Origin of the sequence: Acetobacter musti, from assembly GCF_011516835.1 — a bacterium.
GTDB lineage: Bacteria > Pseudomonadota > Alphaproteobacteria > Acetobacterales > Acetobacteraceae > Acetobacter > Acetobacter musti.
Genome location: NZ_WOTB01000011.1, coordinates 15,589 through 38,498 on the forward strand (window position 1 = coordinate 15,589; position 22,910 = coordinate 38,498).

Consider the following 22,910-nt stretch of genomic DNA (forward strand, 5'->3'; position numbering starts at 1 on the left):
TAACCGTTAAGCAAAAAGCGGTCAATCAGCCCTCTCCGAGCGAAAAAATGCTTCACTCCCTGTTGTTCTTGATCCTGACGGCGTTCGCCCGTATGTCGCTCTGTCTCAAGGGGTCGCCGGGTTTATGGACCAGACTGACATTTCCGCGCCGGTCGAGCATGATCGCGCCGTGTTTCCTGATGGACTGATGCTCGACTGCGGCACCGTTCTGGCGCCCGTCGAGATTGCGTACCGCACCTATGGCGTTCTGTCCCCGGACCGGAATAACGCCATTCTGGTGTGCCATGCCCTGACGGGCGATCAGTATCTTGCCGAAACGCATCCGGTGACAGGCCGCAAAGGCTGGTGGGACCGGATGGTCGGTCCGGGAAAGCCGATAGACACGAACCGTTTTTTTGTCATCTGCTCGAACGTGCTGGGCGGCTGCATGGGGTCCACCGGCCCGCGTTCGCCCAGGCCTTCCGCCATCGGGGCGCAGGACGACAGCGGGGCCGCTCCTGTCGCTGAACCGTGGGGAACGGATTTTCCCCCCATTACGATCCGCGACATGGTCCGCGCGCAGAACGCGCTCGTGCGCCATCTCGGCATTGAGCGGCTCTTCGCTGTCGTCGGCGGATCAATGGGGGGTATGCAGGTGCTCGAATGGGCCGCGACCTATCCGGACATGGTTTTCGCGGCCGTGCCGATCGCCACCGCGCCTTTTCACTCCGCCCAGAATATCGCCTTCAACGAAGTCAGCCGTCAGGCCATCTTCGCCGATCCGGAATGGCACGGCGGCCGTTACTGGGAAGTCGGAGCCGTCCCGGCCCGCGGACTGGCGGTCGCCAGAATGATGGCGCATATTACCTACCTGTCGGAAGAAGCGCTGACCCGGAAATTCGGCCGCCGCGTCCGTCGGGAGAGCATGCCGCCCGCGACACCCTGCACGGTCGCGGAACCGCAGTCCCTGTCTCTGTTCGGTGAGATTTTCGAGGTGGAGTCCTATCTGCGCCACCAGGGGTCCAGCTTCGTTCGCCGTTTCGACGCCAATTCGTACCTGACCATCACCCGGGCCATGGACTGGATGGACCTCGGCGCAGAGCATGACGGCGATTATGGCGGTCCGTTTGCCGGTACCCGGACGCGGTTCTGCGTCATCTCGTTTTCCTCGGACTGGCTGTTTCCGACATCCCAGTCGAGGATTCTCGTCCGGGCTCTGAACCGTGCCGCCGCCAACGTTTCCTTCGTGGAAATCGAAAGCGATAAGGGGCATGACGCCTTCCTGCTCGACGAGCCGGATTTTGACCGGACCGTGCGTGGCTTCCTGTCCGGAGCGGCGGAACATGCCGGGCTGGAATGCAGTGTTGCGAAGGCAGAGGGCATAAGAGGCGACGGTGTTGTCCTGCCGTAAGGGAGCGTTCTGACATGCGGCTTGATCAGCGCCTGATCGCCGGGATGATCACACCGGGCACACGGGTCCTGGATATCGGCAGCGGCGATGGCACGCTGATCGATCATCTGTTCCGGACCAGAGGATGTGACGCGCGCGGCATCGAAATCGACATGGGGGAAGTGACACGCTCCGTGGCGCACGGTCTGCCCGTTGTGCATGGCGATGCGGATCACGATCTCGCGCATTATCCCGATGGCAGTTTCGATTATGTCGTGCTGCAGCGGACTCTTCAGGCCGTCGAACGCCCGCGCGAGGTTCTGCGGCAGATGCTCCGTATCGGTCGTTACGCCATCGTGTCCTTCCCGAATTTCGGACACTGGGAACTGCGGCTGAAACTGCTGACCAGTGGCCGCATGCCCAATACGGCCGTGTGGAACACGCCCTGGTACGCCACACCCAACATTCATCCCTGCACAATCAGGGATTTTCTGGCTCTGTGCACGGAAGAAGGATATCGCGTCCATAACTGGATGGCCGTTGACGAAGAGGGAGAGCGGGCGCCGTGGCGGCGCTCGATCCGTCTCGCCAATCTGTTTGGTGAGCAGGCGCTTTTTCTGCTCGGCAAGGAATCCGGAGAGACGGATGAAAATCATCATCGCGTGAACACGTCCCGGCCAGACAGGGCGAAGAAAAAGTGACCATCCCGTCGTCCCTGTCATCGGTTTCGGGAATTCCGACACTTCTGGCGGCCATTGACGGCGGCGCCACGAAAACAATTCTCCGCCTTGCCCTGCCCGACGGGTCGGTAATCGGAGAAGGCCGCGGCGGGGCTGGCAATATCGCAAGCGATATCGACATGGCCCGCGCGTCAGTCCGGACGGCGCTTGACGACGCGCTCCGTGCTGCCGGACTGTCCTGCGCCGATCCTGCTTCCGGCGCTGTCCGGATTTTTGCCGGAGCCGGCATGGCCGGAGCGGAAGCCGCGGACTGCGCGCAGCGATTCACCCGTCTGTGCGATGATTTCGCGAAGCTTGAGGTCAGAAGCGATTCCTATACCTCCTGTCTCGGTGCGCACGGCGGAGAGGATGGCGCTGTCATAGCGGTCGGAACCGGAAGTGTTGCTTATGCCATCTGCGGTCCCGAGGAGCGCCGTGCCGGCGGATGGGGATTTCCTCAGAGCGACGAAGGCGGAGGTGCATGGGTCGGTCTTGAGGCCATACGCCATATGCTGGCTGTGCAGGACGGCCGGGTTTCCGAAACCGGCCTGTCCCTGGCGCTGCGTGCGCATCTCATCAGCGCGGGTCATGATCCGTTGTCCTGGAGTGTGGGTGCGTCCGCCACGCGTTTTGCCTCGCTGGCGCCGGTGCTCGTGAAGGCCGCACAGGCAGGGGATGCCGCCGCCATGGATATTCTGAATCGCGCCGGGGACGAGCTGGGGGCTCTTGCGGATTCGTTGCTGTCGGAGAACAGGTTTTCGGCATTGCCCCTTTGCCTGCTTGGCGGCCTGGCGCCGGTGCTGATGCCCCGTCTGCCCTGCGGCGTGCGTGAAAAACTGGTTCCGGCGCAGGGAAGCGCCGTCGATGGCGCGATGATGCTGGCACGCAGAGTCTGTGGAAACCCGCTCTGAAGAGTGGCCCCGCGTGTTGCGCTGACTGAAAAGTTTCGTTGGATTCACAGGATAAATAGCAACGCCCTGCGGCGTGTAAAATAAAATATATGAGACCAGGCCCGTCAGAGGGCAAAAACCCCTGGCGGAGCGCTTGAAAATCATGCCAATTCGGCATAGGATAAATGCGTTTGGCGAGGTCGATATTCTTGCCGGTTCGGAAAATCCGGCTCTGTTTCTAAAATTGGTAATGTCGCACAAGGATCAGCATTCGCGCCGGAACAGGCTGTGACTGCTGTCAGCCTCGCAAAGCCGGGCTACAGACATAACCCTACTTTGAAAAGGTGAAGGCGTCAGATAAGCCTCGCCGTTTCTTGCGCACCAGGAGGCGTTCTACCTAAATGACGACGTTTGCCGATCTCAAGCTTGCCGAGCCGTTGCTGCGTGCCCTCAATGAGGAGGGGTACACGACCCCGACCCCGATTCAGGCACAGTCTATCCCTTATCTTTTACACGGCCGCGACCTTCTGGGACTTGCCCAGACCGGAACAGGCAAGACGGCTGCGTTCGCGCTGCCCATTCTGCAGCATATTCTGACGCACCGGCATGCCCCGACCCCGAAGGGCGCGCGCGTGCTCGTGCTCGCGCCCACCCGCGAACTCGCATCACAGATCGATGCCAGTTTCAAGGCTTATGCGCGTCATATGAAGTTCTCGCATGCCGTCATCTTCGGCGGCGTGGGACAGGGGCGTCAGGTCGAGGCGATGCGGCGCGGGGTCGATGTCCTTGTCGCTGCTCCGGGGCGTCTGCTGGATCTTATGGGCCAGGGCCATATCGATCTGCATAGTCTGGAAATTCTCGTCCTCGACGAGGCCGACCGCATGCTCGATATGGGATTTGTGCGCGATATCCGGCGCATCGTTGCCGCTCTGCCACGCGAGCGTCAGACATTGCTGTTCTCGGCCACCATGCCGCGCAGCATCTCCGAGCTGGCGAATTCGCTTCTGCGGGACCCGGCCACGGTCGAGGTCACGCCTCCGTCCAGCACCGTCGACCGCATCCGTCAGGCTGTGATGTTTGTCGAGCAGGACAAGAAGAAAGACGCGCTCCTCCTGCTGATGAACTCCCCGAAGGTCGCCAGAGCCGTCGTGTTCACGCTGATGAAGCATGAAGCAAATAAGGTATCGGAATTCCTCAATAAAAACGATATTTCCGCGGAAGCCATCCACGGCAATAAGTCTCAGGGCGCCCGTGAGCGCGCGATGTCCGGCTTCCGTTCAGGCAGCGTAAAAGTTCTCGTTGCGACGGATATCGCGGCACGCGGTATCGATGTTGACGATGTCAGCCACGTTTTTAACTACGATCTTCCGAATGTCCCGGAAAGCTATGTGCACCGGATTGGGCGGACAGCCCGCGCCGGCCGGGAAGGCTGGGCCGTCTCGTTCTGTGACCCGGAACAGCGTGCATGGCTGCGCGATATCGAAAAGACGATCGGTAAAAACGTGCCGGTCGTAAGAGATCATCCGTATCATTCCGATGCCGCCGAAAACTCGACGATGCGGCCACCTGTTCTGGGTGGCGGCGGCCGGGGTCGTGGTGGTCCGCCAAGAAATGGCGGCCGTCATGGCAGATCCGGCGGCGGAGCACGTCGCGTCGCCTGATCCGAACAGACCGGCGGCCCTGTGCCGTCCGGCTGTATTTCGGTAAATATCCTGAAGACTGTTTCAAAAATCTGCCCGTAAGATCTCCTGCAGATTACAAAAGTTTTTGGTGAAGCTTTTTTCAAAAAGCTTCAGAAGACGCCGCCTTTCTGAAAAAAGGCGGCACCCAGAAACTTCTGTTTTTAAGAATCTGTCACTAAAAGCTCTCAGATCCTGACTGAAACGAACAGGTGCCGGGACTCAAAAACCATAACATCGTCAGTTTGTTAAAAAAATTTTTGTCCATTGAGACTGTTTAAACCAGTCTCTCTATATAATCAGAGGTTCACAAGGGCGCCCGCTGTTTCAGCGCGGCGCCCTTTTCTGTTGTGAAGACAGGCAGAATGTCGCCTCGTGTTCACAGGATCTGACAGTTACATTTGTGTATCATCCCCGAATCTCATTCGTTATTTTTTCGTTTTTATGCTGTCTGATCTGTAGCGGCTGTACCCCTTTCCTGCCAGAGCACGCACGCACCGCGCTGGTCGCCATGCCATTGCCCGATCTTCTGTCATGTGCAGGAAAACCATCTCATACAATGCAGATTTCGGAAGCAGACTGGATTCTGTCCTACGATCAGAGCGAACCCGTGCAGCCAGCCATTACTCTTTCTTCCGTGCTTCCCGGCGGTATCACGCCAAGCATCTCCCTTGGCGCAAGCGGCACCTGTCATACGATCATCCGCGTTCACGGCGGTTATGTCGCGGCAGTACATTTCACCGGTGTGACGCTGACCATGGCAGGTCCGACAGCCGCCTGCGTGCCGCTCATCCGTGAGTGCGTCAGAAATGCCGACAGAACATCCATGCCCGCCGGTTACGATGCCGGGAGATGGCTGCGATGACGTCCTGGTGCACGGGCGGCTGGTATGCCTGGCGAACTCCCGAAGGAAAGAGAGTCCTGCTGCGCTACGTCGCCGGAGACTGGTCGGATGAGCATGGCAGACTCTCTGACGAGCCGGCTCTTCTGGCGCAGGGATGGCGGCCCGAAGCCTGACTGCGCGTTCCCGGCCAGGCTTTGCCGGAACGGACAGTGTGATACGATGTCCGCATGACGAAGACCACGCCCGCGACAGCTTTTCTCAGACGCAGGAATATTGCCTTTGAGACCTTCGTCTATGACTATGACCCGTCCGTGGAGAAACTCGGCGTGCATGCCGCCGCAGCCGTGGGCGAACCCCCGGAGCGGGTGTTTAAGACCCTGATGGCCGAAGTGGACGGAAAACCCGTCTGTGTCGTCATCCCGGTAGCCCGGGAACTCAGCATGAAAAAACTGGCCGCCGCTTTTTCGGGCAAGAGCGCGAAAATGATGAAACCCGCCGATGCCGAACGGATCACCGGATACAGGGTGGGCGGCATCAGCCCGTTCGGGCAGCGAAAGCAGATCCCCACGGTCCTGGCGCAGGAAGCGCTGGAACTGCCTTATATCCTGACAAACGGAGGCGGCAGAGGCGTGCAGGTGAAACTCTCTGTTTCCGACGCGCTGACCGCCATGGACGGAAAGACAGCCGATCTTCTGGCTTCCGCGGACTGACACTCCGTCATTCCTGTCCGGAAAAACACTTTTCTGTAAAGGACATAACCCGGAGACCGGGGACAGTTACGATCGGGCTTCGACGACCGGCGCACCGTTAAAACGGTGCGCCGGTCATCCCAGCCAGATCCGGAGATTCCCCTTTTGACCGGCCAGAATTTTGATGCCTGCCTCGATTTCGTGCGCACCGCGGAAGGCGGGTACAGTGATGATCCTAAAGACACGGGTAACTGGCTGCCCGACGAAAAGGGTGAGGACACCCTGATCGGGAGCTGTTACGGCGTATCCGCCCCTCTGCTCGCGGCATGGATGAAACCTGCGAAAGTTACCGCAGAGGACATGAAGAATCTCGATCTCGGGACATTCGACGCCATCGCGCGCTCCCGTTTCTGGAATCCGCTGTCCTGCTCGGCCCTTCCCGCCGGAATCGATCTCATGGTGTTCGATTTCGGATGGAACTGCGGCGTCGGGACATCAGCGCATCTCCTGCAGCGCATGGCCGGCACGACACCGGATGGCCAGATCGGCAACCGGACCCTGGAAGCGCTGAACCAGGCGGAAATCGACGACATCCTGCCCCAGATCGACCCGGACGCCCTCTCGGTCCTTCATGCCCGCCTCGGCCTGCCTCCGAGCAGCGGCATCGGACCCGAAGTGCGCCGCGCCCTCGCCCGGCGGGGCGGGATGACTCTCCTCATGGTGCTGGTGCTCTCCGGGATGCAGGAGCGCGAATATCGCGCGCGCGCGGATTTCAGACGCTGGGGAAAAGGATGGCTGGCCCGCACACGGCGTCGCACCGAGACGGCGCTCGCCATGGTGACAGCCGCCGCCGTGCGTGACGCCCAGCCCTCCTGATTTCGAAACCGATATGATACGCGGTGCGATTGACCGCACCGCCACCCCCTCGTCATGATGCTGCCATGACGAAGCCCGCCACAGATGCCGCCGCACGCCTCACGACCCTGCTGACCCGTCTGGCGGAGGACGTCAGGGCAGAAGACGTCAACGCAGAAGACGGAAGGACAGCGGACGCCAGGACAGACGACAGGCCTGGCGCCGCCGCCGGGTTCGGGGCCGTCTCCGTCGAATGCGCCATTGCAGCGGTCGCGGGGGATCGTCCCGGCGTCGTGCGCGGCAGCGCCGCCTTTATGGAGGCTCTGTTCAGACTCTGGGCCGAACAGGACCTCGATCCCGAAGCCGTATGGAATGAACTCCACGCACGGATCGAAATGGGCGAACTCAGTCTCCGTCTGAGCCGCGCGCCCGGACGGCACCGGACAAGACGGGTCGGGCCATGGAGAGTGGCGACAAGTAAACTTCCTTAAAGGGTTTATGTGGCATTAGCTGTCTCCTGATGGCATAAGCGGCCCCGGCGCGGAGGTCGCCGGCTTTGTGTAGCGACACGATGCGTCGTGTCGGAACCGTCCTGCGCGCATGGACACTGTCGTAGCTGCGAATATCGTGAACATGTGGTCTCGTTTTGTGCCGGACTGGGCCTCGGTGGGAGCCGCGGCTCAGTATTCCATAACCGTCATCAGGACGGACCCGACAGGCGCGCCATCCGTTTTTATCTGCCTCATTCTGCTCGTTTCCATCTTCTTCGGCGCAAAGCGGGGACTGTCACGTGAACTGATTTCAGCGGCGGGCTGGATTTTCGCGCCATTCGCATCCATGTACTGGCAGAAGCCTTTCGCACAGTGGGCCTTTCCCGGAATCCAGCCTGCCATGATGGCTGATCTGATGGGCTTCTGTTCAGTGTTCGTGATCGTTCTGGTCGTCTCGTCCCTGCTGAGCAGTCTGTTTTCGCGGATGATCCGCAAATCGGTCCTGGCCAGCACCGATGTCTTTCTCGGAGGCGTATTCGGAGCCCTGCGGGGCTCTGTCATCGTTGTGACGCTCTATTTCGTCAGTGCCTGGATCACACCGGGCGGCGCGCTGCTCTCCAGCCTGGAAGGAGACACGTCCACGGCGGGGCTCTCCACGGCGCTGACCTATCTTGCGCCATTGTTGTCCAGAATCGTGCCGTCTGATCTTGCGCAGCAGGCCGGCACGCGTCATGACCTCGACGGGCAGCAGGACCTGCCCGATCCGGCGCATACACAGAACCCCTGACGTTACTGACGCGTGATGCGTGGCAGACGGTCAGGGAGGGATTAATGATCAATGTCCGACACGCTTTCCTCCAGGCATGCTCTGACCACTCATCCCTGGTCCGGCGCCACAGCTGACGGTGACGACAAATTCCACGAAGAATGCGCCGTCTTCGGCGCATGGAACGTGGCGGACGCATCCGCGATCGCGGCACTGGCCCTGCATGCCCTGCAGCATCGTGGCCAGGAGGCGTCCGGCATCGTCAGTTATGACGGAGAGAAATTCTCATCCCATCGCGGGCTCGGCCTGGTCGGCGACGTGTTCAGCGATCCGCGGGTCATGGCCGGACTGCCCGGCTCTAACGCCATCGGCCATAACCGCTATTCGACGACCGGCGACACCCTTCTGCGAAACGTACAGCCGCTCTTCGCCGAATTCGAGTTCGGCGGTCTCGCGGTCGCCCATAACGGCAATCTGACCAACGCCAATACACTCCGCCGGGCTCTGGTCCGCCGGGGCTGCCTGTTCCAGTCGACAACCGACAGCGAGGTGTTCATCCACCTCATCGCCATCTCGCTCTACGCCACCGTCGAAGACCGCCTGATCGACGCGCTCAAGCAGGTGCAGGGCGCCTATTCCCTCGTCGTCCTGTCACAGAATGCACTGATGGGCGTGCGCGACCCGCTCGGTGTACGTCCGCTGGTGCTCGGCAAGATGCCCGGCGCCGCCGACAACGATGCCTCCGGCTGGATTTTCGCCTCCGAAAGCTGCGGCCTGGACATTGTCGGCGCCGAGTTCGTCCGCGATGTCGAACCCGGCGAACTGGTCATCATCGACCGCGACGGAATCCGCTCGGTTCGTCCGTTCTCCGCTGAACGCCCCCGGTTCTGCGTGTTCGAATACATCTATTTCGCCCGCCCCGACTCGGTGCTGGACGGCGTCCCCGTCTACAGCGCCCGCAAGCAGATCGGCGTCGAACTGGCCCGCGAAAGCGCCGTGCCGGCGGATGTCGTCGTACCGGTGCCGGATTCCGGCGTGCCCTCCGCCATGGGATATGCGCAGGAAAGCGGCATCCCCTTCGAGCTCGGCATTATCCGCAACCACTATGTCGGGCGCACCTTCATCGAGCCGACGGATCAGATCCGCAATCTCGGCGTGCGCATGAAGCACTCCACCAACAGGCCCGTGCTGGATGGCCGGCGCGTCATTCTTGTGGACGATTCCATCGTTCGCGGAACCACGTCCCGCAAGATCGTCGATATGGTCCGCGCCGCCGGAGCGAAGGAAGTCCACATGCGGATTTCCTCACCTCCGACCCGTCATTCCTGCTTCTACGGAATCGATACGCCGGAACGCAGCAAACTGCTCGCGGCCCAGTACGATATCGAAAAAATGGCCGAACTGATCGGTGTCGACAGCCTGGCGTTCATCTCGCTCGACGGGCTCTATCGCGCGCTCGGTCACAAAGGCCGCGACGCGGAGCGTACCCGCTACTGCGATGCCTGTTTCACCGGCGATTATCCCATTCCTCTCGTCGATCACGATGCCGAATTCGGACCCGGAACAGCCTGACACAGTCATGCCCGGTCAACCCGGTCATGACAGCAGCGCTCCTCTCTCCGGCCGTGTGGCGCTCATCACCGGCGCAAGCCGGGGGATCGGGCGCGCCACCGCGATCGCCCTCGCCGGATACGGCGCGCACTGCGTCCTCACAGCCCGGACAGCGGGCGGTCTTCATGAAACGGATGACCTGATCGCAGCCCGGACCGGACGTCGCGCGACGCTGCTGCCGCTCGATCTGGCCGACGGCGCGAAAACCGATCTGCTCGGTCCATCCCTCGCGGAACGTTTCGGCCGGCTCGATATCCTCATCCATGCCGCCGCGCATTTCACAACACCCACACCCGTCGCCCATATCCGCGACAGCGACTGGACGCGCGCGCTGACAGTCAATGCCGGCGCCACCATGCGGCTGCTGCGGACCACCACCCCGCTGCTCCGGCAGGCGCCGGCAGGGCGGGCGATCGTTCTGACGAACGACAGCCTGAACAGACCGGCCCCCTTCCACGCCATCGGCGCGGTATGTGGCGCGGCGGTGACGGCGCTGGTCAGCACATGGCGGCTGGAAATGGCCGACTGCCCGTCTTTCGCGGCGCATCTTTTTGATCCCGGCCCGACGGCAACGCGCCTGCGGGCTCAGGCGTTTCCGGCGGAAGAGAACGATACCCTGGCCACACCCGAAAGCGTCGCCCGTCATATCGCCGGTCTCTGTGTCGAAACAGTTCCGGGATAGCCCTGCCCGGAGGAAAGAGGTCACATGTTCCTCCGACGTCTCGCCGCCGATATTCCGATTATTCAGGCGCCCATGGCCGGCGTTTCCAGCCCGGCTCTGGCGGCCGCCGTGTCTGACGCCGGCGGCATCGGCTCGCTCGGCATCGGCGCCATGACGGTGGAGACGGCCCGCGCGGCGATCCGGGAGACACGCCGCCTGACCAGACGCCCTTTCGGCGTCAACGTCTTCTGCCACCGGTCCGTCACGCCGGACGCGGAATGCGTGACGCGCTGGCTGGACTGGCTGCGACCGGAATTCGCGCGTTACGGAGCATCCCCTCCGCAGACGCTGCGCAGGATTTACCCGTCATTTTGCGACAGCAACATCCCGTGTGACATGCTGGTGGAGGAACGCCCGGCGCTCGTCAGCTTCCATTTCGGACTTCCCGGACCCGCCGCGATTTCCGCCCTGCGCCATGCGGGGATCATGCTTGCGGCAACAGTGACATCGCCGGCGGAGGCGCTTCAGGCGACGCAGGCCGGCATCGACGCCCTGATCGTGCAGGGTTATGAAGCCGGCGGCCATCGCGGAATATCTGACCCGGCTGCGGAAGATCTCAGGTCCGACACCCACACCCTGCTGCGACAGGTCGCGGCCTGCACAGCGCTGCCTCTGATCGCCGCGGGCGGTATCATGGACGGCCATGACATCGCCGCCGCCCTGCGGAGCGGTGCCGCCGCAGTGCAGATGGGAACGGCGTTCGTCGCCTGCGATGAGAGCCTGGCCAGCCCCGCTTACCGCGCCGCGCTGCTGACCGCCGGACAAAACGGAACCGCCATGATGTCCGCCATTTCCGGCAGGCCGGCCCGCGGTCTCATCAATCGGTTTACGATGCTCGATACACGACCGGACAGACCGGCGATCCCGCCTTATCCCTATACCTATGATGCAGGGAAAGCCCTGGACGAAGCCGCACGCGCCGTCGGCGAGACAGGTTATGGCGCATTCTGGGCAGGACAGGGCACCGGGCGCGTCCGGCCGATGCCCGCCGCGCGCCTGATCGCCCTTCTCGCCGCGGAGACCGGAACGCCATAAAGACGGATCGTTTTCTGAGACGATTAAGACCCGATCCGGCTGGACGATGTTATCAGAATGTTGAATATCCGGAGCTTAAATCGCTCCTCCGCGGGTGTTGTTGCACCCTGGTGCTAAAGGCAATAAAGATCAGATCATGGCAGCTGAACCTTCTGAACCGGCAACATACCTGACGCTTCCGATCGAAAAGACTTCCGATTTTACACTGGAAGACTTCGCCGGCAATCATCAGGCGATGAATTATTACCACACCTATAAAGCAGACACGCTTCAGCATGTGTTTACTCTCGCAAATATTCTGCACATGCATAAACTCGTCAGAGAGGCCGCGAATTTTTACGGCCTCGCCTATAATATGCATTCGAAAAAGCCGGATGATTATCCACTGGCCTCCTCACTGCTGCAGGTCCGGCTTCTCTGTCTCCTAAAAGCGGGAATGGAGCCGCCACGGGATGAGCTCGAACAGCTCCGCGCGCTGTCGAAGACCATGTACGACTACATCAGCGGCATCGAAATCGCCTGGCGCGGCCATGATCCCGTCGCCGCGCTGAAGCGTATGGATAACTGCTTCGAAATCTTTCACACAGGCGAGGAAGTCGACGTCCTCTATCTTGAGACGGCGCTGTCGGTCCTGCCGCCCGCCACGCCAGCAGAATCCCAGCCTGAAGCTCAGAAAATTCCGCGCAAAATCTACATGTACTGGGATAAAAACCCGCCGCCGGAAGTCGAGGAAAATTACGACTATCATTGCGACCTCGGGACGTTCGACGTCCATCTCTTCGACCGCGAGGAAGGGGCCGAATGGATCTGGGATTATTACGGCAAGGAAGCGCGGGATCTGTTCCTGGGCGCGAAACACGCGGCCGAGGCCGCGGACTTCCTCCGCGTTCATGTCATTCAGGAATTCGGCGGATGGTGGCTGGACGCCGATATCCGGATCACATCGCCCGAAACGCTTGAGAACTACATCGCCAGAGACCCGTCACATCTGTTCTTCGTGACGGACAATTATTACGTCCATAACGATTTCTTCGGAAGCCGGCGTAACAGCCCGATCCTGCAGGACTGTCTCCTGTCGCTCTACCGGAACAGTTACCTGCATCACGGGCTGTATATCGCCTACAAAACCGGTCCCGGCGTCTTCAACCGCGCCCTGAACCGAAAACTGCATACCGCCTTCCGGACCGGCAAACCGTTCGATCCGACGGTCATGATTCAGCGCTCGCCGGAGTTCGACAGCATCATCCAGGACATGGATATGGCATATAAAAAGGGCGGCGGCTGGCACGCGGCCTGATGCTTTAGCTGACGCGGGATGGTTTTCCGGCTATAGGGCGCCCACATCAGCGGGTACAGCGTTCCTGCGCTGAACCCCAGGCCCCTGTTCAAGAGCAGAAAGACCTTCTCATGTCCGGTTACCGTTCCCGCACGACCACTCATGGCCGCAACATGGCCGGGGCCCGCAGTCTGTGGCGCGCCACCGGCATGACGGACAGCGATTTCGGCAAACCGATCATCGCCGTCGCCAATTCCTTCACCCAGTTCGTCCCCGGCCACGTCCACCTGAAGGATCTCGGCCAGCTCGTCTGCGGCGCCATCGCCGAAGCCGGCGGCGTCGGGCGCGAGTTCAACACCATCGCCGTCGATGACGGAATCGCCATGGGCCATGGCGGCATGCTCTACAGCCTGCCATCGCGCGAACTGATCGCCGACGCCGTGGAATACATGGTCAATGCCCACTGCGCCGACGCGCTGGTTTGTATCAGCAACTGCGACAAGATCACTCCCGGCATGCTGATGGCCGCGATGCGCCTGAACATCCCGACCGTCTTCGTCTCCGGCGGCCCGATGGAAGCCGGCCGCGTGATGGAAGGCGAGATCGAGAAACACGTCGATCTCGTCACCTCCATGGTCGCCGCCGCCAGCCCCGCCGTCAGCGAGGCCGAATCAGAGATCATCGAACGCTCCGCCTGCCCGACCTGCGGCTCCTGCTCGGGCATGTTCACCGCCAACTCCATGAACTGCCTCACCGAAGCCCTGGGCCTGTCCCTGCCCGGCAACGGCAGCCTCGTCGCGACACACGCGGACCGGAAAGAGCTGTTCCTCCGCGCCGGCCGCCTCGCCGTCTCCCTGGCGAAGCAGTTCTATGAGAATGGCGACAGCCGCGTCCTGCCCCGTTCGATCGCCACATCAGAGGCGTTCGAAAACGCCATGACCGTGGACATCGCCATGGGCGGCTCCACGAACACGGTCCTGCACCTGCTCGCCGCCGCGCATGAGGGCGAGGTGCCCTTCACCATGGCCGACATCGACCGCCTCTCCCGCCGTGTCCCCAATCTCTGCAAGGTCGCACCCTCGAAAGCCGACGTGCATATGGAAGACGTGCATCGCGCCGGCGGCGTTCAGGCCATCATGGGTGAACTGGATCGTCTCGGCCTGCTGCATCGCAACGTCCCGATGGTCCATGCGCCTTCTCTGGCGAACGCCCTGGTCGAATGGGATATCGGCAGCGAGACCGCCACGGATGCTGCAAGAGACTTCTACCGCGCCGCCCCCGGTGGTGTTCGCACAACGGAGGCTTTCTCTCAGGCCAGCCGCTATAAAGAGCTGGATACCGACCGGAAGTCCGGCGCCATCCGCACCGGCGAACATGCTTTCAGCAAGGATGGCGGTCTGGCCGTTCTTTACGGCAACATCGCCGAAGACGGCGCCATCGTAAAAACCGCCGGCGTGGCGCCAGACCTTCTCACCTTCTCCGGTCCTGCCCGCGTCTTCGAAAGCCAGGACGCCGCTGTCTCCGCCATTCTCGGCGGCCGGATTATCGCGGGCGATGTCGTCGTCATTCGTTACGAAGGCCCGAAAGGCGGTCCGGGGATGCAGGAAATGCTTTACCCGACCAGCTACCTGAAATCGAAAGGTCTGGCCGAATCCTGCGCCCTGATCACCGATGGCCGCTTCTCCGGCGGCAGCTCCGGTCTCTCCATCGGCCATATCTCGCCGGAGGCCGCCGAAGGCGGCGCCATCGGCCTGATTGAGGAAGGTGACATCATCGAGATCGACATTCCGTCCCGCGTTCTTCGCACTGCCGTGCCAGACTCAGAACTGTCCACCCGGCGAGCCAGAATGGATGATCGCGGCACTGAAGGCTGGAAACCGGTGCGTGACCGGGTGGTGTCAACAGCGCTGCAGGCTTATGCGGCTCTGACGACCAGCGCCGCCCGCGGCGCCGTGCGGGACCTGGCCCAGCTGGCCCGACGCACACCCCGGTAAAAGGAATCCGGGCTCTCGCCGGCCTTGGCAAAGGTCAAAAACCTTTGCCAGCCATTTTATTAAACAAACCGGGATCAAAGAGGCTGCGCCCCTTTGCGTGTTTCAGGGCAGAGCCCTGAAACACCCGGACAGGATCAGCTTCTCCTCAGACAGCGTGAACCTTACTCTCACGCTCCCAGAACCGGACCGCACGACAGGTCGTAATAAATCCGGCCGCATCGCCCGGCGCCGTAAGAGTGACAAAGCCCTTATCCATATCCGACGGCTGAAGCCCGGCGCGTGCAATCAGCGGGGTCGCATCCGGACCGACACCGATAAACTTGGCATGCGCATAGGCATCGTTGATGAAGTCCCGCGCCGTCGCCTCATGACTCAGCAGCTTCGCCCCGGCAGCGGAAGGCAGCAACACCACGGCATCGTAAAGAACCGAAGGACCACCGTTGATCTTCTGACCGAGCGGTACCATCGAACCATCCGACAGCTTCACACCACCAACCTGAGGTCCGACCAGCTCGACATTGGTTCCCTCCGCTTTCGCAGCATCGCAGACAGCTTTCAGCAGCGCCGCATCCGTTCCGTCCGTCACCAGAATGCCGATCTTGCGCCCGGCAAAGGTCTTCGGACCATTTTTCAGAATACTGAGCGCCGGAGACGGAGGCAGATCATCGATCACCGGGCGGGCAGGGGGAGCCGCTTCGGGCAGCTTCTCAAGTCCGATCCCTTTCGCCACAGTCAGAGCCAGTTCCTTATCGATATTCAGCAGATGTGACACAACCCGCGAACGGATTGCCGGCGTCTCCACCTTGCTGAGCTCGAACGTATAGGCCTGCTGGATATGCACCTGCTCGGTCTTCGTCTGACTGATGTAAAACTGCCGTGTCTGACTGTAATGATCGGCAAAGAGTTCCGCCCGTTCCCGCCGCGTCTCACCACTCTCCTGAGCGACATAAGATTTGTAACCCCGCGCCGGGTTCTCACGCGCTCCGCCGACTTCCGGACCCCAGGAGTTCGGTTCGTAGTTCGCCCGCCCTTTCGGATTATGCATCGCCGCATGACCATCCTGCTGGAAGGTATGGAACGGACATTTCGGAGCGTTAACCGGAATATGCGTGAAGTTAGGACCACCAAGCCGTTTCAGCTGCGTGTCGAGATAGGAGAAATTCCGGCCCTGCAGCAGCGGATCATTGGTGAAATCAATCCCGGAAACGACATTCTGGGTGCAGAACGCAACCTGTTCGGTTTCCGCAAAGAAGTTATCGACAACACGATCCAGAACAAGGCGACCGATCCGGCGCACGGGAACCAGCTCTTCGGGAATCAGCTTGGTCGCATCCAGAATGTCGAAATCGAAATTGTCTGCGAACTCGTCATCGAAAAGCTGAACGCCGAGTTCCCATTCCGGGAAATCACCGGAGGTGATCGCATCCCACAGGTCACGACGGTGGAAGTCCGGATCAGCGCCGTTGATCTTGAGCGCTTCATTCCAGACTACGGACTGGAGACCGGCTTTCGGTTTCCAGTGGAATTTTACAAAAGTCGAATTGCCTTCTTTGCTCACAAACCGGAATGTATGAACCCCGAACCCTTCGATAAACCGCAGGGAACGCGGAATGGCCCGGTCGGACATCGCCCACATGATGGCATGCATCGATTCCGGAGAAAGCGAGACAAAGTCCCACAGATTGTCATGCGCGGACTGCGCCTGCGGGAATCCGCGATCCGGCTCTTCCTTGATGGAATGCACAAAATCCGGAAACTTAATGGCATCCTGAACAAAAAAGACCGGAGCATTATTGCCCACGATGTCCCAGTTGCCCTCTTTCGTATAGAGCTTTACGGCAAAGCCCCGAATATCACGGGGAAGATCCGAAGACCCTCTGCCGCCGGCAACAGTCGAAAGCCGCACGAACGCCGGAACACGCTCACCCGGCCGCTGCAGCACATCCGCAGTCGTAATATCGGACAGCGAATCCGTCAGCTCGAAATAACCATGCGCCCCATAACCGCGCGCATGCACCACACGCTCCGGAATCCGCTCGTGATCAAAATGAAAAATCTTTTCCCGGAAATGGAAATCCTCGAGCAGGGCCGGCCCGCGCGACCCGACCCGAAGCGTGTTCTGGTCGTCGGCAACCGGAACGCCCTGCGCCGTTGTCAGCGTCGGCACCTCTCCCGTCGCCGTCTGATGGGTCTCCCCGCCTTCACCCCGTCCGAATGACTGATCGCCCACGGTTACCTGCTCGTAATCCGGTTTTTTCTCTTTTGTGCTCATGATGCCCTCCACTTCCGAAAGGCAACGCGAGCCCATGTCGGATGGTTCCGGTTCCGGAGGGGGCAGCAGATCTGTGAGCGGCAGATCTTTTTTCCTGAAAGAAAAAACGCTCCTGAGTCTCCGGACTTTGCACAGAGGCTGTGGCTTTCCATCCGGCCTTTACGCGGAACTTCCGTCCCATGAGCCAGCGGCTTCTCCCGGGTCCGTACTCTCCGGGATCAGTCGCTCAGCGCCCGCAGCAGACTTTCGGAAAACCGTTCCGGCGAAAACTCCGCCCGGATCAGGCGCCTGCCCTGATCCGAACGCTGCCGCCAGAGCGCATCATCCCGGATCAGGCTGATCAGGCCGGCGGCGAAATCTTCCGCCGTATCCGTGACGGTGCAGACGGCGCCGATCCCAGTCACCCCTTCCGCGCCAGTCGGCGTCGTGACAAGCGGCAGACCGTGATGCAATGCCTCCAGCACCTTGTTCTTCACCCCGGCTCCGAAGCGCAGCGGCACGGCCGCAACACGCGCGGCGGCATAAAGACGCTCAAGCTCCGCCTCGCTGACCGAACCGGTCACGACAGTCCGCTCATCCGCCAGCGCAAGAACGGCGGGAGCCGGATCCGACCCCGCGAGAACAAGCCGGACATCCGGCACATGCGTCCGGACCAGAGGCATGATCGTGTCTTTCAGCCAGAGCGCCGCGTCGACATTCGGCGGATGTGCGAATCCGCCAACAAAGAGAACGGTCGTTCCTTCGGTCACGGCTCTGGGTTCATGATCGGGAGCGAAGCAGAACGGCACGACAGTGCGTGCCGGCGCGCCGGGAACAAGCTCCCTGACAAGGTCGGCCTCATAACCGGACAGATAAATGACAGAGCTGAACTGCCGCCAGAGCCACGTTTCGAGACGCTGCATGGACTGCGCCTCATGGCGCACGCCCTCGTCCCCCGTCACCTCCGCCTCACGCATCATGCGCAGGAAATGAATGTCATGGCCGTAATAGGACCGCCGGGCGGCAGTGCCGGCCACGACAGCCGCCAGAAATTCCCGAGCAACAACCGGACGCATGATCATGACATGATCGAGATCCCCGCCATTCCGCTCCAGCCATTCCGGAAAAGACAGCGGGCAGGTGTGATCCAGCACCTCGACGCCGGCGCGTTCGGAAATATGCGCCTGTCCCGTGCGGCCACGATCCAGAGGCCAGAACTTCACCAGCCAGCCCGCCGCCACCAGAGCGCGGATGACACAGAGTGTCGCGCGCGATCCGGCATCCCGGTCCGGTTCGGGAACATAATGGTCGATAATCAGGATGGTGCGCCGGTGGCGGGCATGCGCGCCGGCCCGGAGCATATGAACGCCCGGCGGATAGTGGTCCCTCTCCAGAACAGTTTTCCATCGCCGGAACATGATATCCCGGTTGCGCGCCTGGTAAGCCTTGACGCCGCTGCTCTCGTCAGTGCCGTGCGAGACGCCTTCATGGTGAATGACAACCGAATCCGGCTCGAACACCACCCGGTATCCGGCGGCGCGCACACGAAAAGCCAGATCCGTATCTTCGTAATAAGCCGGAGCAAAGAGTTCATCGAACCCGCCAAGCGACCGGAAAAGCGCGCCCGGAATGGCGATCGAAGCTCCGGAAATATAATCGACCTCCCGCCGCCAGCGATAGGCAGCCCGGTCCGGATCGGAATCACCGCGCCCGAAATTCATGCCGGATGCGTCGGCCCAGACAATCCCGCCCGCTTCCTGCAGAGTGCCGTCCGCAAACAACAGTTTCGATCCTGTCAGCCCAATGGTCGGATCTGAGGCAAGGAGATCCACAAGCGCGTCAAAAGCGCCGGGCAGAACCTCCGTGTCGTTGTTAAGAAAATGCAGATACGTGCCTGCTGCCGCGCCGGCCGCATCATTACAGTTCCGCAGAAAACCGAGATTGGTCTGCCGTTCCAGAAAGATGAGCCCCGGAATCGTCGCGAGCACGGCAATATCGGGATCGCCCGAGGCATCCTCCGCGACAAGAACCTCCCAGGCGCAGGATGGCGGGTTCAGCATGATCGAGCGCAGACAGCGCAACAGCACCGGAACCTGTCCATAACTCGGAATGATGATGCTGAGCACCGGATCGGCATGACGGGGAAACTGCAGAAGACCGGCATTCTCAGCGCCATCTGGCCCAACAGCCACCGGATCTGGCGACGATGCCGCCGGCGCCCCGTCATCCGTGTTCCGCGCGGAGACAGGAGCACGGCTGAAGCGGGCCGCGACGCCCCGCAGCCTGCGCATCTGCCCGACCGCCACACGCGCCGGATAACTCAGACGCCAGAACGTGCTGCGCTCATAGGCTTCGATGCGCCGGCGCAGATCCGCGATCGTCGCCTCAGGATCAGTGCCGGAAGTGTCCGGATTGAAGTCGGAAGAAACAGTCACCAGGAGCGGCCCGTCTGTCAGAATACGGAAATCATGCTCCCGGCCGCCCTTCTCCAGGCGTCACACCGGCTGTGTTGCCCGGCGTGACGGAAGCACCGGAACGGGCAATACAACGACAGACCCTGATGGGGAAATACCGGAGACCGGGCCAGAGCCCGGCCGTCAGGCCGTGCCGGCGCGTCCGTGACAGTGAGTGATGAGTTCCAGTTCGATCTTCACATCGGGAACATCGAAATCCTCGACGACCATCACCGTCGCCGCCGGGCGGTTGGCGCCCAGCGCGTTACTGACGAACGGCGCGCACGATGTCAGCTGACCGGCGTCCTTGACGACGTAGATAACGCGCACCACGTCTTCCAGCGAAGCGCCGCGCGCGAGGAGAGCGGCGCTGCCCGCCGAGAAGGCCAGCCGGCACTGATCGGCAATCCGGGCGGGGAAACATCCGGAATGGCGGTCATATCCCCGGACCCGGCGAAGACGCAGACCTCCGCGCGCCTGCTCGCAGCAGGGCAGGATCGATTCGGTCGTCCGGGCCGGATCAGACGGATCGCGGCTGTTTCCGGCTGCTGTTTCCATGGCTGGTCGCCCCTTCCGGAAGGTCACGGAATTGTCATAATTCCCGCCGGTCGAAAATGAAAGATGTTTCTCTGCGGTAATGCTTCAGGGTCGTAACGGTCTGGTGAGGAGTCTCCGATGTCACTTACGCGACTTCATGCCTGCTGCGCCGCGCGCGATGAGGCCGGCGTGCTGATTTCCGGCGTTGCGGGAGCCGGAAAATCCGACCTGCTGCTCCGGCTGATCGGGCGCGGTTACAGGCTGGTGGCGGATGACAGGGTGGAGCTGGAGGACGGCCTTGCCCGTGCGCCGGCCGCCCTGCGCGGGCTGATCGAAATACGTGGATGGGGTGTTATTCGTCGCCCGTTTATCGAAGCCGTCCGGCCGGTTCTGATGGTCAGGCTGGTCAGAGCGGGCGCCGGCGTGCCGCGCCTCCCGGACTGCCGCGAGGCGCATGACCCGGAAACGGATCTGCCGGTGCTCTGGCTGGACGGCATGCTGGCCTCGGCTCCGGACAGAATCGACGCCGCTCTGGACTGCCTGACCGGCCGGGCTTTTCGTCTCCCGCAGGGGGCCATGCTGACCGGCGATGACTGATACAGACAAAAGAGTGTCAAAGGTATCCGGATCTGATATATTATGTCCAAACATTACGGTATGCGTTATCGTGGCGCGGCCTCATGACAGGGTGCCGTATGCGGTTTGTCTCTGAAACCCGGTGAGTCATGCGGCTGCCGGTCCGGCTCAGACCGGGTTCCCAGTTTTTGTTCCTCGTGCAGAGTGCCTGTCCGGTTCATGGTGATACCTCAGACTGCTGACGATACACTGACGCCACGCCATATTCTGCTCGTTACCGGTCTGTCCGGTGCCGGTAAATCCTCGATTCTCAGGATACTCGAGGATCTCGGGCATGAGGTGATCGATAACCCGCCTCTCGGCATGCTTGACGAGATCGTAACCCGCGGCGACCGGCCGATTGCGATCGGTGTCGATTCACGGACCCGCGGCTTTGACGCGTCAGCCGTTCTGGCCGCCATCGCGCGGTTGCGGCTCAATCCGCATCTGCGGACGGAACTGCTCTATGCCACCGCGGATAAAGGGACGCTGCTGCGACGGTATACGGCAACCCGTCGCAGGCATCCTCTCGCGCCGCATGGCAGCGTCAAGGAAGGGATTGAAGCCGAAACCCGGCTGACCGCCGAACTGCGCGGCTGCGCCGATATGGTGATCGACACATCGGACCTGTCGGCCCCGGAACTGAGACGTCTGGTCGAAACCCGCTTCGGAACATGGCACGGCGGTGCCGATGAAGGTCTTACGGTAGTGCTCATGTCCTTCGCCTTTCCGGCAGGACTGCCCCGCGAGGCGGACATGGTTTTTGATGCCCGTTTCCTGCGTAATCCTTATTATGATCCGGATCTGGCCCCCATGACAGGGCTGGACCGGCCGGTCTCCGCCTACGTTGCCGCTGATCCCGATTACGAGCCCTTTCTGCGCCAGATCAGCGATATGCTTCATCTCGTGATCCCGCGTTTCGTCCATGAAGGAAAAAAATACGCCACCATCGCCATCGGATGTTCCGGCGGCCGGCATCGTTCGGTCACGCTGGTCGAGGCTCTGGCGGGAAAGCTCGTTGCCCCCGGGGCCAGCGGAACGGATGGTGAGTGGCCGATCGCGGTTGTGCATCGTGAACTGGCGCGGCAGGGAATTGCCGGACCCGGTGCGGCCGCCTGGCGGTGGGTCAGAAAACCATCCGAAACCGTGTCCGGGGAGCCGGTCGCGGACAGGATGAACGGGAATGATTTAAAGGTAACCGACGCGGCCGGAGAGGCCTCAGACGAAAGGAACGGGCACCTTTCAATGGTGCGGGGAGACGCATGATAGGAATTGTTCTGGTAACGCAGGGCGCACTGGGTGTGGCCCTGCGGGAGACCATGGAGCATGTTGTCGGTCCGCAGACGCAACTCGCAACTGTCAGTGTCGGAGCGGACGACGATCTGCAGCAGCGCCGGCTTGAACTCGAGGCGCGGATCGCCGAGGTCGACCATGGCGACGGCGTGATGCTGGTCACGGACATGTTCGGCAGCACGCCCTCCAATCTCGCCGTCGCCATGACGCTGCCCGGCCGCATTGAGGTCCTCGGCGGAGCCAACCTGCCAATGCTGGTCAAGCTCGCCCAGATGCGCGAGACGCATACGCTGGGCGAATGCACGGTCCTGGCCGAGGAGGCCGCGCGGAAATACATCAACTGCGCGTCACACCTTCCGCAGCAATGTCTCGACGGCGCCCGTCGCTGCGCCGAGGAAGCCGCCAGCCGGATTCACACCTTCCGCCCCCAGGTCGCCGGTTCTCCGGAACTGCCGGTCATCGCGCCACGCCGGATCGCCGGCTGAATGAACGCTCTGGCACCAGCCCGGCCGGAAGAACGCGAGCGGCCGGTCACAATCGTCAACGCGAAAGGTCTGCATGCCCGCGCCTCGGCGAAATTCGTGTCCGTGGCCGAGCAGTGGGACGCCGATATCAGCGTGGCCTACGGCGAGGAGACGGTTCCGGCCTGCTCCATCATGGGGCTTATGATGCTGGGCGCCGGCGCCGGCGCCACAATCACGCTTCGGGCCACGGGCGAACAGGCCGAAGAGGCCCTGTCCGCCCTGGCCACGCTTGTCGAATCGGGTTTCGGCGAAGGCGAATAGGATAAAATGGCGGATACAGGCGCCGGCCGGCCCGGAA

General features: G+C 61.6%; 22 protein-coding genes. 19 read left to right on the forward strand and 3 right to left on the reverse strand.

The annotated features are described in order from the left end of the window. The first annotated feature begins 124 nt into the window (after positions 1–124). The 15 genes from metX to ilvD all read left to right on the forward strand — a co-directional run bounded on the left by metX (position 125) and on the right by ilvD (position 14,939). Positions 125–1,390 carry a homoserine O-acetyltransferase MetX gene (gene metX / locus GOB93_RS09680; protein ID WP_173583309.1) on the forward strand — a complete coding sequence of 422 codons (1,266 nt, stop codon included), beginning with the start codon at positions 125–127 and terminating at the stop codon, positions 1,388–1,390. A gap of 14 nt (positions 1,391–1,404) precedes the next feature. After that, a complete protein-coding gene (gene metW / locus GOB93_RS09685) occupies positions 1,405–2,070 on the forward strand; it encodes a methionine biosynthesis protein MetW (protein WP_242010680.1) in 666 nt (221 codons plus the stop codon). After that, complete coding sequence (locus GOB93_RS09690) at positions 2,067–2,999, forward strand: BadF/BadG/BcrA/BcrD ATPase family protein (protein WP_338422336.1); 933 nt, start codon at positions 2,067–2,069, stop codon at positions 2,997–2,999. The genes metW and GOB93_RS09690 overlap by 4 nt, the downstream gene beginning before the upstream one ends. 380 nt (positions 3,000–3,379) lie before the next feature. Further along, positions 3,380–4,639 carry a DEAD/DEAH box helicase gene (locus GOB93_RS09695; protein ID WP_173583310.1) on the forward strand — a complete coding sequence of 420 codons (1,260 nt, stop codon included), beginning with the start codon at positions 3,380–3,382 and terminating at the stop codon, positions 4,637–4,639. Between the two features lie 577 nt (positions 4,640–5,216). After that, positions 5,217–5,522 carry a hypothetical protein gene (locus GOB93_RS09700; RefSeq protein WP_173583311.1) on the forward strand — a complete coding sequence of 102 codons (306 nt, stop codon included), beginning with the start codon at positions 5,217–5,219 and terminating at the stop codon, positions 5,520–5,522. Then, positions 5,519–5,674 (forward strand): chitin-binding domain-containing protein, encoded by a 156-nt coding sequence (locus GOB93_RS09705; RefSeq protein WP_173583312.1) that lies wholly within the window; start codon positions 5,519–5,521, stop codon positions 5,672–5,674. The genes GOB93_RS09700 and GOB93_RS09705 overlap by 4 nt, the downstream gene beginning before the upstream one ends. A gap of 54 nt (positions 5,675–5,728) precedes the next feature. Next, positions 5,729–6,211, forward strand: coding sequence for a Cys-tRNA(Pro) deacylase (gene ybaK / locus GOB93_RS09710; RefSeq protein WP_173583313.1), 483 nt, complete (start codon positions 5,729–5,731; stop codon positions 6,209–6,211). A gap of 144 nt (positions 6,212–6,355) precedes the next feature. Next, positions 6,356–7,066, forward strand: a complete 711-nt coding sequence (locus GOB93_RS09715) for a glycoside hydrolase family 108 protein (protein WP_173583314.1) — start codon at positions 6,356–6,358, stop codon at positions 7,064–7,066. Between the two features lie 65 nt (positions 7,067–7,131). Then, positions 7,132–7,536, forward strand: coding sequence for a nucleoside triphosphate pyrophosphohydrolase family protein (locus GOB93_RS09720; protein ID WP_173583315.1), 405 nt, complete (start codon positions 7,132–7,134; stop codon positions 7,534–7,536). A 109-nt stretch (positions 7,537–7,645) separates the two neighbouring features. Further along, complete coding sequence (locus GOB93_RS09725; protein ID WP_173583316.1) at positions 7,646–8,323, forward strand: CvpA family protein; 678 nt, start codon at positions 7,646–7,648, stop codon at positions 8,321–8,323. A 51-nt stretch (positions 8,324–8,374) separates the two neighbouring features. Beyond that, positions 8,375–9,874: an amidophosphoribosyltransferase gene (purF, locus tag GOB93_RS09730; RefSeq protein WP_173583317.1), complete on the forward strand. Its 1,500-nt coding sequence runs from the start codon at positions 8,375–8,377 to the stop codon at positions 9,872–9,874. A 7-nt stretch (positions 9,875–9,881) separates the two neighbouring features. Further along, on the forward strand, positions 9,882–10,595 hold the full coding sequence (locus GOB93_RS09735) for an SDR family NAD(P)-dependent oxidoreductase (RefSeq protein ID WP_173583318.1): 714 nt from the start codon (positions 9,882–9,884) through the stop codon (positions 10,593–10,595). Between the two features lie 24 nt (positions 10,596–10,619). Further along, a complete protein-coding gene (locus GOB93_RS09740; RefSeq protein WP_173583319.1) occupies positions 10,620–11,669 on the forward strand; it encodes an NAD(P)H-dependent flavin oxidoreductase in 1,050 nt (349 codons plus the stop codon). Positions 11,670–11,805: 136 nt separating this feature from the next. Next, the gene (locus tag GOB93_RS09745) at positions 11,806–12,966 is read left to right on the forward strand and encodes a glycosyltransferase family 32 protein (RefSeq protein ID WP_173583320.1); all 1,161 of its coding nucleotides are present in this window, start codon (positions 11,806–11,808) and stop codon (positions 12,964–12,966) included. Positions 12,967–13,076: 110 nt separating this feature from the next. Continuing rightward, the gene (gene ilvD / locus GOB93_RS09750; protein WP_173583321.1) at positions 13,077–14,939 is read left to right on the forward strand and encodes a dihydroxy-acid dehydratase; all 1,863 of its coding nucleotides are present in this window, start codon (positions 13,077–13,079) and stop codon (positions 14,937–14,939) included. Between the two features lie 145 nt (positions 14,940–15,084). Here ilvD and GOB93_RS09755 read toward each other — a convergent pair whose 3' ends face one another. The 3 genes from GOB93_RS09755 to GOB93_RS09765 form a co-directional block, all read right to left on the reverse strand. Continuing rightward, positions 15,085–17,211, reverse strand: coding sequence for a catalase (locus GOB93_RS09755; RefSeq protein WP_173583395.1), 2,127 nt, complete (start codon positions 17,209–17,211; stop codon positions 15,085–15,087). A 218-nt stretch (positions 17,212–17,429) separates the two neighbouring features. Further along, complete coding sequence (locus GOB93_RS09760) at positions 17,430–19,625, reverse strand: glycosyltransferase (RefSeq protein ID WP_338422337.1); 2,196 nt, start codon at positions 19,623–19,625, stop codon at positions 17,430–17,432. 162 nt (positions 19,626–19,787) lie between these two features. Further along, entirely contained in the window at positions 19,788–20,201 is a 414-nt protein-coding gene (locus GOB93_RS09765; protein WP_173583322.1) for a Rid family hydrolase, read from the reverse strand. A 117-nt stretch (positions 20,202–20,318) separates the two neighbouring features. On the opposite strand from GOB93_RS09765, the gene GOB93_RS09770 reads away from it, so the two are divergent. The 4 genes from GOB93_RS09770 to GOB93_RS09785 all read left to right on the forward strand — a co-directional run bounded on the left by GOB93_RS09770 (position 20,319) and on the right by GOB93_RS09785 (position 22,873). Beyond that, positions 20,319–20,777 carry an HPr kinase/phosphorylase gene (locus GOB93_RS09770; RefSeq protein ID WP_173583323.1) on the forward strand — a complete coding sequence of 153 codons (459 nt, stop codon included), beginning with the start codon at positions 20,319–20,321 and terminating at the stop codon, positions 20,775–20,777. Between the two features lie 198 nt (positions 20,778–20,975). Next, the gene (gene rapZ, locus GOB93_RS09775) at positions 20,976–22,061 is read left to right on the forward strand and encodes an RNase adapter RapZ (protein ID WP_173583324.1); all 1,086 of its coding nucleotides are present in this window, start codon (positions 20,976–20,978) and stop codon (positions 22,059–22,061) included. Then, positions 22,058–22,573: a PTS sugar transporter subunit IIA gene (locus GOB93_RS09780; protein ID WP_173583325.1), complete on the forward strand. Its 516-nt coding sequence runs from the start codon at positions 22,058–22,060 to the stop codon at positions 22,571–22,573. The genes rapZ and GOB93_RS09780 overlap by 4 nt, the downstream gene beginning before the upstream one ends. After that, complete coding sequence (locus GOB93_RS09785) at positions 22,574–22,873, forward strand: HPr family phosphocarrier protein (RefSeq protein WP_173583326.1); 300 nt, start codon at positions 22,574–22,576, stop codon at positions 22,871–22,873. It abuts the gene before it with no gap. Positions 22,874–22,910: the final 37 nt, after the last annotated feature.